10 protein-coding genes and 1 pseudogene are annotated in these 12854 nt (G+C 70.5%); 5 read left to right on the top strand and 6 right to left on the bottom strand.

Annotated features, from left to right (window positions below; all coding sequences use genetic code 11):
* The first annotated feature begins 27 nt into the window (after positions 1–27).
* Positions 28–552, top strand: coding sequence for a PepSY domain-containing protein (locus AC3EN4_RS28055; protein ID WP_435209151.1), 525 nt, complete (start codon positions 28–30; stop codon positions 550–552).
* A gap of 90 nt (positions 553–642) precedes the next feature.
* On the opposite strand, the gene AC3EN4_RS28050 is transcribed toward AC3EN4_RS28055, so the two are convergent.
* On the bottom strand, positions 643–2535 hold the full coding sequence (locus AC3EN4_RS28050) for an ABC transporter ATP-binding protein (protein ID WP_435209149.1): 1893 nt from the start codon (positions 2533–2535) through the stop codon (positions 643–645).
* 70 nt (positions 2536–2605) lie between these two features.
* On the opposite strand from AC3EN4_RS28050, the pseudogene AC3EN4_RS28045 reads away from it, so the two are divergent.
* A pseudogene (locus tag AC3EN4_RS28045) lies at positions 2606–3147 on the top strand (pyridoxamine 5'-phosphate oxidase family protein).
* Positions 3148–3158: 11 nt separating this feature from the next.
* Here the strand turns inward: AC3EN4_RS28045 and AC3EN4_RS28040 are convergent.
* From AC3EN4_RS28040 to AC3EN4_RS28025, 4 genes are all read right to left on the bottom strand, one after another.
* Positions 3159–3608, bottom strand: a complete 450-nt coding sequence (locus tag AC3EN4_RS28040; protein WP_488179861.1) for a DUF402 domain-containing protein — start codon at positions 3606–3608, stop codon at positions 3159–3161.
* A gap of 204 nt (positions 3609–3812) precedes the next feature.
* Positions 3813–5066 carry an HNH endonuclease signature motif containing protein gene (locus tag AC3EN4_RS28035; protein ID WP_435209147.1) on the bottom strand — a complete coding sequence of 418 codons (1254 nt, stop codon included), beginning with the start codon at positions 5064–5066 and terminating at the stop codon, positions 3813–3815.
* A 597-nt stretch (positions 5067–5663) separates the two neighbouring features.
* A complete protein-coding gene (locus AC3EN4_RS28030) occupies positions 5664–6881 on the bottom strand; it encodes a chitosanase (protein ID WP_435209146.1) in 1218 nt (405 codons plus the stop codon).
* Between the two features lie 135 nt (positions 6882–7016).
* Positions 7017–7916 carry a LysR family transcriptional regulator gene (locus AC3EN4_RS28025; protein WP_435209144.1) on the bottom strand — a complete coding sequence of 300 codons (900 nt, stop codon included), beginning with the start codon at positions 7914–7916 and terminating at the stop codon, positions 7017–7019.
* 71 nt (positions 7917–7987) lie between these two features.
* Here AC3EN4_RS28025 and AC3EN4_RS28020 point away from each other — a divergent pair, with 71 nt between their 5' ends.
* The gene (locus AC3EN4_RS28020) at positions 7988–8866 is read left to right on the top strand and encodes a dihydrodipicolinate synthase family protein (RefSeq protein WP_435209142.1); all 879 of its coding nucleotides are present in this window, start codon (positions 7988–7990) and stop codon (positions 8864–8866) included.
* A 165-nt stretch (positions 8867–9031) separates the two neighbouring features.
* On the top strand, positions 9032–9628 hold the full coding sequence (locus tag AC3EN4_RS28015; protein ID WP_435209141.1) for a hypothetical protein: 597 nt from the start codon (positions 9032–9034) through the stop codon (positions 9626–9628).
* Positions 9629–9641: 13 nt separating this feature from the next.
* Here AC3EN4_RS28015 and AC3EN4_RS28010 read toward each other — a convergent pair whose 3' ends face one another.
* Positions 9642–11267, bottom strand: coding sequence for a glycoside hydrolase family 43 protein (locus AC3EN4_RS28010; RefSeq protein WP_435209139.1), 1626 nt, complete (start codon positions 11265–11267; stop codon positions 9642–9644).
* A gap of 254 nt (positions 11268–11521) precedes the next feature.
* Between AC3EN4_RS28010 and AC3EN4_RS28005 the strand changes: the two genes are divergently transcribed.
* Entirely contained in the window at positions 11522–12817 is a 1296-nt protein-coding gene (locus AC3EN4_RS28005) for an extracellular solute-binding protein (protein WP_422735322.1), read from the top strand.
* Positions 12818–12854: the final 37 nt, after the last annotated feature.

Raw genomic sequence — 12854 nt, 5'->3', positions numbered from 1 at the left:
GATCCTCGTAACCGACAACGAGGAAAGGTGGACACCATCATGCAGCGGACCAATCTCCTCCTGGCGTCGGCCGGCGGGGCGGCGGTGCTGGCGGTTGCCGGGGTCGCGCTCGGCGTCACCGCCGCGAACGACTCGCGTACCGACACGACGCTCGCCGCGGCGACCGTCGCGCCGACGGCCGAGGGCACCACCGCCGCGCCGGCGACCGGCGGTCCGTCGTCGACCGGCACTCCATCGGGTACGCCGACGAGCAGTGCCCCGTCCGCGGGCGGCGCGCCGGCCGGCACCGCCGTCGACGAGAAGCGGGCCGGTGAGATCGCGCTCGCCAAGGCCGGCGGCGGCCAGATCGTCGAGGTCGAGGCCGAGCAGGAGAACGGCCGCCCGGTGTGGAGCGTCGAGATCGTCGTCGGCGACACCGAGCACGAGGTGGACGTCGACCGTGAGAACGGCTCGGTGGTCAAGGCCGAGCAGGAGCCGGTCGACGCCGACGACGACGGCGATGACAAGGACGACGACGCGGACGACGACACGGACGACGGCGACGACGACTGACCGTCGCAGCTCGCCGCCCGCCCCGGGATCGACCGGGGCGGGCGGCGTGGCGTTGCTGGGCGTGGCGCGGTTCGTGACGCTGGTTCCGCCCTAGATCGGCACGCGTTGTTCCTGGACCGTCGGTTGGTCCTGGGAGAACTGCGTGCGGTACAGCTCGTGGTAGCGGCCGCCGGCCGCGAGCAGGTCGCCGTGTCGTCCGCGTTCGACGATCCGGCCGTCCTCCACGACGAGGATCTGGTCGGCCGCCCGGATGGTGGAGAGCCGGTGCGCGATGACCACGCTCGTGCGGCCGGCCAGGGCCTCGGCGAGAGCGTCCTGAACCGCCGCCTCCGAGGTGGAGTCGAGGTGCGCGGTGGCCTCGTCGAGGATGACCACGCGCGGCTTGGCGAGCAGCAGCCGTGCGATGGTCAGCCGTTGCCGTTCCCCGCCGGACAGCCGGTACCCGCGTTCACCGACGATCGTGTCGAGCCCGTCGGGGAGCGCGCGGATCAGATCGTCGAGTCGGGCCCGCCGAAGTACGTCCCACATCTCGTTCTCGGTGGCGTCCGGCCGGGCGAACGCCAGGTTGGCACGGATGCTCTCGTGGAAGAGGTGCCCGTCCTGGGTCACCACACCCAACGCCGTCCGGATCGACTCCGCGGACAGGTCGCGGACGTCGACGTCGCCGAGCTTCACCGTCCCGTCGTCGACGTCGTACAGGCGCGGCACCAACTGCGCGATCGTCGACTTGCCCGCTCCGGAGGAGCCGACGAGGGCCACCATCTGGCCCGCCTCGGCACGGAACGACACCCCGTGCAGCACGTCCTCGCCGCCGCGCGTGTCGAGCTTCACCACGTCCTCGAGGGACGCGAGGGACACCCGGTCGGCCGACGGGTAGCCGAACCGTACCCCGTCGAACTCGACCGCGACCGGCCCGTCGGGGAGGGGTCGGGCGTCGGGCTTGTCGACGATCAGCGGCCGGAGGTCGAGGATCTCGAAGACCCGTTCGAAGCTCACCAGCGCGCTCATCACCTCGACCCGGGCGCTGGCCAGCGAGGTCAGCGGCGCGTAGAGGCGCGACAGGAGCAGCGCCAGGGCGACCACCGTCCCGGCGTCGAGGCTGCCCCGCAGGGCGTACAGGCCGCCCATCCCGTAGACCAGGGCCAGCGCCAGCGAGCCGACCACGGTGAGCGCGGTGATGAAGACCCACTGGAGCATGGCCGTACGGACGCCGATGTCCCGTACCCGCCGGGCCCGGGCGGCGAACTCGGCGGACTCCTCGGCCGGCCGTCCGTACAGCTTGACCAGGGTGGCGCCGGGTGCCGAGAACCGTTCGGTCATGCGGGTGCTCATGGCCGCGTTGTGTTCGGCCGCCTCCCGCTGCAGGCGGGCGAGCCGCGACCCCATGTGGCGGGCCGGCAGTACGAAGATCGGCAGCAGGACGAGCGCCAACAGCGTGATCTGCCACGAGAAGCTGAGCATCACGGCCAACGTCAGCAGCAGGGTGACCGCGTTGCCGACCACGCTGGACAGCGTGTCGCTGAACGCCCGCTGGGCGCCGATCACGTCGTTGTTCAGGCGGCTGACCAGCGCACCCGTCCGGGTCCTCGTGAAGAACGCCACCGGCATCCGCTGCACGTGGTCGAAGACGGCCGTCCGCAGTTGGACGATCAGCCCCTCACCGATGCTGGCGGAGAGATATCGCGTGACCAGGCCCAGACCCGCTTCGGCGAGGGCGATCACGGCGATCAGTACGGCCAACCGGACCACGACGCCGCCGTCGGCACCGTCCACGATCGCGTCGACCACCCGACCGGCGAGAATCGGCGACGCCACCGTGAGCACGGCCGTCACCACACTCAACAGGAGAAATCTGACGATCATTGCGCGGTGCGGTCGGGCGAACCGCCCGATCCGCTTCAGGGTGGCGCGGGACAGCGGTCGCTCGTCCCGCGCGTTCATCGCGTGGCGAAGCGACGTCCACGCGGTAACTTCCATGCTCATGCGTACCTCCGATCTCGGAGGCTAGAACCTCATCCGAACTTCAGGTCAAGCCGCGCGATAGGGCTCCCGCGTGCCGTTGACCAATCCGTGGCTGGCCGGGCCCACGCCGGGTGGGCGGCTCGACCGTGACCGGCTTGAAGAGCGCATTCTCAACCTGCTGTCGTCGCAGAACATGTGCGTCCTCGCCACCACGGGTCCGGACGGACCGCTGGCCACGCCGGTGCGGTACTACCCGCTCGGCTTCGCAGTGCTGTTCACGGCCGCGCCGCGTTCGCCCAAGATGCGCAACATCGCTGCCGATCCACGAGTGTCCGTCGGGATCTTCGCGCCCCTGGTCGGGCTGGCCAGCAGCCGGGGGCCCAGGTGTTCGGAACTGCCCGGGTCATTGACCCAGGGCATCCGGACCGTCCGCAGTACCGGGAGGCGTTCCGATGGGAGAACGAGCACGCCGAGCGGGGGCGACCGCTGTCCGAGCCTCCCGAGGACACCCTGGTGGTCGTCGAGGCTGATCGGATCGTCTACACCGAACACTGGCTGCGGCGTGAAGGGTTCGCACCCCGCCAGGTCTGGCGCCGCTCGTCACATGATCGGCCAAACCCCTCCAAGGCCTGACGTACGTTCCTCTACCCCGCCGGCCTGATCCTCAGCGCCGCTCTCATCTGCCACAAGCTGAGCGGCGGTGGCACTAGTTCGGCGTCGATGAGGGACCATTCTTGAGGAAAAACGGCGTGCAGCAGGTCGGTGAGGCTGGCGGGTGGGAAATCTGGCCAGGAACGTTGTGGGTCGTGCCGGCGGTTGAGAAGTCGATCAAGGAAACGCTGAGTGCGGACGAGTCCCTCGGTCGCCTCACTCACGCTGAGCGCGCCGTCCTGTACGGCTGTGGCGAACTCATCGAGATCCAAGACCCGGTAGGGAGGGTCGTTGGGTCTCACGATCACGTCGATCCACAGGTCGTCGACCGTGACCACGCTCCCATGATCAGTGACTCTAACCAGGTCGCAATACCACCAGCCCTGCTGCTGCGCTGGAAATATGACCGGCTGATTGATCTGGAACGCATCATCGAGAAGCACGAAGCTGCGCTGCTCATATGGTCGATTGTCGAGGTGAAATCCCCAGTCGTAGACGATGGCGTCGCCAAGACGTAGCCCCGCTGCCCAAAGCTTCCCGTCGCGCACCACGTCACAGGCGTCGGTCTACGGTCGAAACCGTCGGTCACCCGCATCAGATTCACAGGTCGACGAGTCGACGACCAACCATTATCGGCAGGGCACGCGCTAGTTGCGTCGGTGGTAGTGGTTGCGGCGAGGAATCTGGTTGGGGTCGAGCCAGGCCGGCGGGACGAACATCGGTCGACCGTCGCTGCCGAGCCGGACCGTCCACTCTCCCTGGTGTATGTGACGGTGATGGTAGCCGCAGAGCAGGACGGCGTTGGTGAGGCTCGTGGACCCGCCGTCGACCCAGTGACGGATGTGGTGGGCGTCGCACCAGCGGGGTGGACGGTCGCAGCCCGGGAAGGCGCAGCCACGGTCACGCAGCACGAGGGCGCGCCGCAGGGAACCGGTGATGAGGCGGCGTTGCCGGCCCACATCGAGTGGCTGACCAACGCCGCCGAGCACGGCGGGGAGGATGGCGGCGTCGCAGGCGAGCCGACGCACCGTCTGCGGGGTCAGGGCGAGACCGGTGTCGAGGGCGCCGGCGCCGAGTTGCTGGCTCAGGGAGTCGTAGCCGGTGGTGACGACGATCTGAGCGGGCTCGCCGCCGTTCGCGGGTAGGTCGCCGGTGCGCAGGGCGAGTCGGCAGACGTCGGCGAGGGCGTCGTGGCGGCGTTGGCCCGGCGTACGGGTGTCGTCCGGGCCGGCGGGCCCGCTGAGCGGGTCGATGGCGGCGCGGAGCAGGCCGGCGGTCTCGGCGTCGAGGGTGCCGGTGAGTCGCAGCCGCCCGTCCGTCTGCTCGGACACCGTCAGGTGTCGGTCGCGGTCGGCTCGGCGGGCGGCGGCGTCCAGCGCGGCCTTCGCGGCGGCGTCGGCGGCATCCGGTGCGACGTGGTCGAGGATGCGGGTGCTCATCCTTCGCAGCAGGGTGGGGTCGAACTGTCCGGCCCATTCGACGAGGACGCCGGTGGCTTTGTCGGCGACCGCGGCGCCGGCGGCGGAATGCACCGTGGTCACGGTGTCGGTGATAACCCGCGCCTGTTCGGCGGTGATGGCACCGTGGGCCAAGGCCTGCCGTGCCCCGTCGTTGCGGCCGTTGTCGAGGGCGGCGGCGAGGTCGACGAGCCGCCGGGCGGCAGGAATCGTGAGGCGCAGGCGTTCGCGGAGCCACACGGTGGTGCTGGAGGCGCCCTGGGCGCGAGCCGTGCCGCGACCGTCCAGCTCGCGGACGAGGGTCAGCTGGAGCGCGACGAGGCGTTGCGCGAGGCGATGCGTGGCGTCGAGCGCGGCGATCAGCTCCTGTTCGCCCAGGCTCCAGGCGGACGCGTCGAGGCAGGCGTCAACTGCCTCGTCTACCTGCGCCAGCTCCTCGACCACGATCCGACACTAGAACACCTGTACGACACTTTCAGTCATCATGATCGATTGGATGCCCAGTCTGTGGCGCGCTTCGGTTCTCCGGCTGGGAACGATTCAAAGGCCTCCGATCTCCCGTACGAGTCACGGGCGGGAATGATGTGGCGGTGGATACGGATGAGGCCCTGCGACTGGCTCGGTCCCAGTTGCCGTCGGACAGAGCCCGGGCCGGATGTCACCTGAGCACTGTCGTTGGGAGTGAACCGGTAGACGCCGTGGTCCGGAGTCTCCTCCTTGGCCACGCGAATACCGCGGTCATCGACGCGACCGCCGAGGCGCTGTCGGCGTCGCAACGCAGCTGGGCTGCGGCTACTTTCGAGTTGGCCTGCGCTGGGTCGGACGACCGCTTGCGTTTCCGGGCCGCGCTACAGAGTCTGCTCTCCGATCCTGACCCAGATACCCGTGCCGGCGCCCAAGACCTGCTTGATCGAGTCGCTCGGGCGCTGCCGGACTGAGCGGTGCCGGTCGCCGTGGTCGCGTCGACGTTGGTAGTGCCGCCACCCCGTACGGAATGGCGGCGCGATCACCTCTCACCGCACGCGACATGCGGCCGACAGGTCAGCCGATGCGGAACTGCTCGCCGTAGACGGCGAAGACCAACGGCGTGTTCAGGTTGAAGTTGCCGTTGTTCAGGAACACCCGCTGGGCCGTGTCGACGCGGGAGGTGTCCGAGTGGGCCTCCTCCTTCTTCATCTCGACGACCCGCTCGTCCAGGAACGCGTTGAGCCAGGTCCGCTCGTCGCCACCCTGTGCCGGGGGCTTCGCCCGGGTGAGGGCGCGGCTGCGGATCTGACGCATGCCCTCGTACCCGTGCATGACCGCCGCGTCGTAGTAGGCGAACTGGCCGAGTGCCCGTACCCCGTCGCTCTTGCCGTCGCGGACCGACGGGTTGAAGTAGACCCGGTCCCGCTCGGCCTCCTGCGCGGCCCGGAACACCGAGTCGTTGGCGGCGGTACGCCAGTCGCGGGGGAAGTTGGGGTCAAGGCCCGCGTGCGACGCGGTGCCGTTGACGGCGCGCAGCGCCGGCAGGTAGCCGGCCAGCACGTTGCCGGGCTTGGTGTTCGTGTACGCCTGGACGAGTTCGAGCATGTCGCCGGTGCCGGAGCAGAAGCCGATGATGCCGGCGGTGTAGCCGCGACCGTCGCCGATGTCCTCGATGTAGGAGAACTGGGCGCGCCAGTCGAGCGAGGAGTTTTCGGCGGCCGAGACGAGTTGCATGGCGACGTCCTTCTTCGCCGGGTCGTCCAGGTTGGTGCCGGTGGAGCCGCTGGCGGTCGGCGTGGGGGTGGGGGTGCTGCCGCCGGGCAGGGTCCACTGCTGGTTGGTGCCGCCGCCGCAGGTCCAGATCTGCAGTCGCGCGCCGTTCGCGGTGCTCCGGTCGGTCACGTCGAGGCACTTGCCCGAGGCGGTGTTGACCAGGGCGCCCCCGCTGCCGGCGGTCCACTTCTGGGCGCCGGTGTTGTTGCAGTCGTACAGCTGGATCTTGGCACCGTTGGTGGTCGACGCGGCGGTGACGTCGAGGCACTTGCCGAGCGCGCGTATCGAGTTGTCGCTGTTGCCCACCGTCCAGGTCTGGGCCGCCGTGCCGTTGCAGTCGTAGAGCTGCACCGCCGTCCCGTTGGCCGAGCTGGCGCCGGCCACGTCGACGCACTTGCCGGCCAGGCCGGTGATCGGGCCGGCGGTCGCGGCGCTGGCCGACGGCAGGCCGTAGCCGACCGCCGCGACGCCGATCAGCAGGGTGCCCACGGCGTAGGCGGCTGTTCTCTTGCGCACCATGGTGTTCCTCGGGGGAAAGGGGCGGCATGCCGCCGACCGGTCGGGTGCCCGGCGTGGGGGAGGGCGCCGGGGCAACCCGAATAACAGGAAACTGTATTAACAGATAGCAGTATGTCGATCACCTGTCAATCGGGCTCAACCGGGCATTGTGGTGGCGGCACCCTGGAGCGCGGAGACGCACGCACGCACCGCGGGGTGCTCACCCGCCCCTCTGCGGTAGGCGACCCGCGTACGGCGGCGAATGGCCAGCGGGAGCAGCCGAACCTGCGGGCCGGGCCGGGGAATGGCGAGTTGGGGAACGAGGGCGACGCCCTCGCCGGCGGCGACCAGGGCGAGCGTGGCGGTGAAGTCGTCGACGTGGTGCCGCACCGCCGGAGCGAAACCCGCCACCCGGCAGACGTGCAGGGCCACCGAGTGGCAGAGCGTCCCGGGAGTGCCGACGATCCACGGCGCGTCGCGCGCCGCGCCGACCGGATCGGCGCCGCCGCCGTCCGACACGACCCTGGGGGGTACGGCGAGGTGGACCGTCTCCTCCAGCAGCGCGACCGAGTCCAGCGCCGGATCGGGCGGGACCGGCGTGATGTCGTAGTCGTGCAGCAGCGCGACGTCGAGCTGCCGGCTCCGGAGGGCGGCCGGCATGTCGACCGGATCCAGTTCGGTGATCATCAGATCGAGCGCGGGATGGTCACGGGCCAGGGTGACCAGCGCCGCCGGGAGCAGGGTGCGGACGGCGCTGGGGAAGGCGCCGATGCGTACGCTCCCGCGCAGCCCCGTTCGCGCGGCCGCGAGGGTCGCGTCGGCGGCTTCCAGCGCGGCCAGGATGACCTCGGTGTGCCGCACGAGGGCGTGGGCTGTCGCCGTGAGGCTGACCCGGCGGCCGGTGCGCTCCAGCAGCCGGGTGCCGGCCTCCCGTTGCAAAGCGGCCAGTTGCTGCGACACGGCGGACGGCGTGTAGGCGTGTGCCTCGGCGACCGAGGCGATGGTGCCGAGACGGGCCAGGTCCCGCAGCAGGACGAGGCGACGGACGTCAAGCATCAGTTCAGCTTAGGTATTGCCCCAGCAATCGGAACTGGACCTGTCCGGTCCGGTCCACCGAGAGTGGAGGCATGACCCTGACCGGCCTGTACGTGCCCCTGATCACCCCGTTCGACGGCACCGGAGCCGTCGCCACCGACGCGCTGACCGCGCTGGCCGTCGACGCCCTGGACGCCGGTGCGGCCGGTCTGGTCGCGCTGGGAACGACGGGCGAGCCGGCCGCCCTCAGCGACGAGGAGCAGAGCGTGGTCCTCGACGTCGTGGCCGAGGTGTGCCGAGTGCGCGGCGCGCGCCTGTTCGTCGGCGCCAACAGCGTCGCGGCGTTACGCGCGCTGGGGGACCGGCCCGAGGTGACGGCGGCCCTGAGCCTGGTACCGCCGTTCCTGCGTCCGGGCGCCGCGGGAGTGCTCGCCCACTTCGCCGACCTCGCCCGGGCCAGCCCGGTCCCACTGGTCGTCTACCACGTCCCGTACCGGACCGGGCAGCAACTCCACGCCGACGATTTCCGCCGGCTCGCCGAGGTGCCCGGTGTCGTCGGCGTCAAGTACGCCACGGGTGGGATCGACGCGGACACGATCAACCTCCTCGCCGACGTCCCGCCCGGCTTCGCCGTACTCGGTGGTGAGGATCCGCTCCTCTCGCCGCTGCTCGCTCTCGGCGCGCACGGGGCCATCGCGGCCTCGGCCCAGGTCGCGGCGGCGGAGTTCGTCCGGTTGGTCAGCCACTGGCACGCGGGCGACGTGGCGTGCGCACGGTCGCTCGGTCATCGACTCGCGGGCCTGTCGGCGGCGCTGTTCGCCGGCCCCAACCCGACCGTCATCAAGGCGGTGCTGCACGCGCGAGGGCGCATCCCGACCCCGGCGGTACGACTGCCGCTGCTGGCCGCCGACCAGGACGCGACCCGGCGGGCGCTGCGTCGCCTGGACACGTTGGTAAGCAAGCCGACGTGACCGGGCGACCCGACCCGGCGGAGATGAAGATCATTTGTTCATTCGGCCGATGCGCGCCGGTCCGCGTCGGTCGCTATCGTCAGCCGGCGCGCGGGCCCCGACGGTGCCCGGAGCGCGCAGGCCGATGGGCGCCGGCAGCGCCACGAACCCGCGAGGAGCCCCACCATGGCCGTCGATCTCCGCCGTACCCTGCCCTGGTGGGCCGCCGCGACCGCCGTGGTGGCGCTGTCGGCCTGCGGGACCGCCGACTCCGCCGAGCCGGCCGCCGCGCCTGCCACCAGCGGCGCGGCGGCGACGACGCCGCCCGCGCCGGCGCGGGGAAAGCTGCGCGGGTACGGCACGGTGCAGCAGCTCACCGAGGCCGCGGACCTGGTGGTACGCGGCGAGGTCGGATCCGCCGGTTTCCGGGTCGACGAGGTGCTGCGGGCCAGGAGCGATTCCGGGGTACGCCCCGGAGCGTCGATCACGCTCGCCCGCCTCGACGCGGGGGTGGCCGACATGGCGAACATGTCGACCATCGAGGCGGGTCAGCCCGTGGTCCTCTACCTGTCCCAGGACGCGGGGGCCGCGACGCCGACGTACCGGACGCTCAGCGGCGACTTCGGTGTCTTCGACGTGACCGGATCCGGCGACGACGCCGTCGCGTCCACCCGCTCGCAGGCGATGGCAGTCACCGGCCTGCACACCGAGGACGCGACGGCGTCGGGTCACGGTTTCCGCACCACCCTCGGCCAGTTGCGCGCGGTCGCCCAGCGGCCGTGAGGCTGCCGCGTGCTCAGTGTTCCCGGTAGGTGGCCCGGTCGAAGTCGGCGTACACCCCGTCGCCGCCGAGATCCTGCACCCACAGCCCGAGGAAGGACCCGGTGAAGCCCCACGCCGCCGGCTCCCCGTCGATGATCAGCGCGGCGTGCTCGTCGGACAGGATGGTCGCGTCCAGGTCGACGGGCAGGCGCTGCCAGCCGGACCCCAGGTCGTAGTCGAAGCGCACCACGGGCCCGTCGAACACCGCCCGCAGGCCGACCCGGGTGACACCGCTGGCGTCGACGGTCAGCTCCGGGTACGGCGTGCGCCGGCCGTTGTCCGAACTGAGCAGCTCCAGCACCGTGCGCCCGTCGTCGGCGCGGGTCAGGTAGAGGTGGTGCCAGTTCAGGGTGTTGTAGTACGCGGTGATGCCGGCGAGCTGCCGGTGGTCGATCGGGTCGAACTCGACGACCGTCTCCAGCGAACAGTGCGTCGCCCCGACCCGCCGCGCGACCAGGCTCGGCGCCTGCCGGCCCACCGGCGACTGTCCACCGTGGATGCGCAGGTGCGAGGGGCGGGAGCGCAGGTCGACCCAGTCCGCGGTGGCCGGTCGGCGCAACGTCGACCAGCAGGATGCCAGCTCGGCGGCGTCGAAGTCGTCGGTGGCCGGCTCCTCGGGCCACGGGTGCGGCGACAGGTCCGGTGCGACGACCTCCTCGGCCGGAACCCCGCCGGGGATGCGGGGCCAACCGCCGTCCGGCCACTCGACCCGCTGGATCGCGGTCTCGCGCCCGAGCACGCAGTTGCCCAGCGGTGAGTAGGGGCGACCGACCAGGTGGGCCAGATACCACCCGCCGTCGGGAGTCTGGACCAGGCTGCCGTGCCCCGCCTTCTGCAGGCGCAGGTCGGGTCGGCCCACCGAGGTGAGCAGCGGCCCGTCCGGGTCCACCTCGTACGGGCCGAACAGCTCCCGCGAGCGCGCCACGGTGACCTGGTGTTCCCAGCTCGTGCCGCCCTCGGCGGTGATCAGCCAGTACCAGCCGTCGTGGCGGTACAGGTGTGGCCCCTCGGTCACCCCGACCGGCGTGCCGGTGAACAGGATGCGGGGCCGGCCGACGAGCCGACGAGCCGTCCGGTCGTACTGCTGGATCTCGATGCCGCCGAAGCGGTCCCGGCCGGGACGCCAGTCCGCGCTCATGCTCAGCAGCCAGCTGGTGCCGTCGTCGTCGTGGAACAGGGCGGCGTCGAAGCCGCGCCCGTGCAGCTTCACCGGATCCGACCAGGGTCCGGCGATGTCGGGCGCGGTGATCAGGAAGTTCTGCGGGTCCCAGTAGCCGCTGGCGAAGCTGGCCACGTCGCTGTAGACGAGGTGGAACTCCCCGTCGTGGTACGTCAGGTCGGGGGCCCACACGCCGTTGGAGTCGCCGCAGCCGCGCAGGTCCAGCAGGCGGCGGTCGGTGATGATCCCACCCAGTGGGCGCCAGTTCACCAGGTCGCGCGAGTGGTGCACGCGTACCCCGGGATACCACTCGAAGGTCGAGGTGGCCAGGTAGAAGTCATCGCCGACGCGCAGGATCGACGGATCCGGGTGGAACCCGGCGAGGACGGGGTTGCGGATCGACCAGGCAGCGGTCGCCACGTCAGCGGTGTCGGTCGACACGAGGGCTCCTCTGTGCGGTGCGGCTGTGAAACTTCCGGAAACTTGCGGGAACCAGATCACTGGAAGCCCCTCGTACGGTAGCCGGTCTTATCGCGATAGGACAGGGGTCTTGACCGCTGGGGGAACTGCTCGTAGCGTCCCGGCCATCGATCGGTAATACCGACGAAGCAATGAAAGTTCCGGAGATCCAGGTTCGAACCCTTGCCGGCTCGGCCGGCGTCCGAGCAAACCGTGAGTCCCCGAAGGGATGGATCATGACAGCGCACCTTTCCCGCCGATCGCTGCTCGGCATCGCCGGCGCCGGCGCCGGCGCCTACCTGCTCAGCGCCTGCAGCGGCGACGACAAGTCCAGCGACCCGAACTCGCCGCAGACGATCAACTGGTGGCACATCCAGAACACCGAGCCGATGCTGCCGGTCTGGGCCGCGATGGCCAACGAGTACAAGACCGCGCACAGCAACGTCACGTTCACCATCCAGCCGCTGGAGAACGAGGCGTTCAAGGCCAAGCTCACCACCGCCACGCAGGCCGGCGACCCGCCGGACCTGTTCCAGTCCTGGGGCGGCGGCGTGCTCAAGCAGCAGGTCGACGCGGGTCTGGTCAAGGACCTCACCGACGACGTGAAGGACCTGGTCAGCGGCATCCTGCCGGCCGCCATGGGGCCGTACACGATCGACGGGAAGATCTACGGCATCCCGTTCGACATCGGCATGGTCGGGTTCTGGTACAACAAGGACCTCTTCACCCGCGCCGGCATCACCGAGCCGCCCGCCACCTGGGCCGCCCTGCTCGACGCGGTCCGCAAGCTCAAGACCGCCGGCATCACCCCGGTCGCCATCGCCGGCAAGGACAAGTGGCCGGCCCACTTCTACTGGTCGTACCTGGCGATGCGGATCGGCGGCGTCGGCGCGCTGCAGAAGGCCGTCGACGACAAGAACTTCGACACTCCCGACCTCGTGGCGGCGGGTGAGCGGCTCAAGGAGCTCGTCGACCTGCAACCCTTCCAGAAGGGCTTCCTCGGCGCCGAGTACGGTTCCCCGGACGGGCAGGCCGCCACCATGGGCAACGGCGGTGCGGCCATGGAGCTGATGGGCCAGTGGGCGCCGGCGGTGCAGGCGTCCAGCTCGACCAGCAAGAAGGGCATCGGCGACAAGCTCGGCTTCTTCCCGTTCCCCGCCGTGGACGGCGGTAAGGGCAGCGCCACCGAGGTCTTCGGCGGCGGCAACGGCTTCGCCGTCGGCAAGGACGCCCCGGCCGCGACCATCGATTTCCTGAAGTTCCTGCTCAGCGTGGACAACCAGCGGCGGTCCGCGAAGACCGGCGCGGTACTGCCCACGGTGAAGGACGCCACCGACGCCATCAGCGACCCGAACAACAAGGTCGTCGCGGAGACCCTGGCGAAGAACACCGGCTTCCAGCTCTACCTCGACCAGGCGTACGCGCCCGCGCTCGGGCAGCAGATCAACGACAGCGTCGCCGAGATCATCGCCGGCAAGAAGGCGCCTGCGGCGATCCTCAAGGACATCACGCAGGTGGCAAAGACCGTCTGATCGTGACCCCGTACCCATCCGTAGCCGGCGATAGATA

It is taken from the genome of Micromonospora sp. bgisy143 (assembly GCF_057708145.1).
Note: the sequence above shows the minus strand (reverse complement) of the source record. Positions and strands in the feature narration are given on the sequence as shown.

Coding starts and splice junctions, on each gene's coding strand:
- AC3EN4_RS28050 (WP_435209149.1), bottom strand. CDS start 2,535: ATGAGCATGGAAGTTACCGCGTGGACGTCGCTTCGCCACGCGATGAAC.
- AC3EN4_RS28030 (WP_435209146.1), bottom strand. CDS start 6,881: ATGGTGCGCAAGAGAACAGCCGCCTACGCCGTGGGCACCCTGCTGATC.
- AC3EN4_RS28025 (WP_435209144.1), bottom strand. CDS start 7,916: ATGCTTGACGTCCGTCGCCTCGTCCTGCTGCGGGACCTGGCCCGTCTC.
- AC3EN4_RS28020 (WP_435209142.1), top strand. CDS start 7,988: ATGACCCTGACCGGCCTGTACGTGCCCCTGATCACCCCGTTCGACGGC.
- AC3EN4_RS28015 (WP_435209141.1), top strand. CDS start 9,032: ATGGCCGTCGATCTCCGCCGTACCCTGCCCTGGTGGGCCGCCGCGACC.
- AC3EN4_RS28005 (WP_422735322.1), top strand. CDS start 11,522: ATGACAGCGCACCTTTCCCGCCGATCGCTGCTCGGCATCGCCGGCGCC.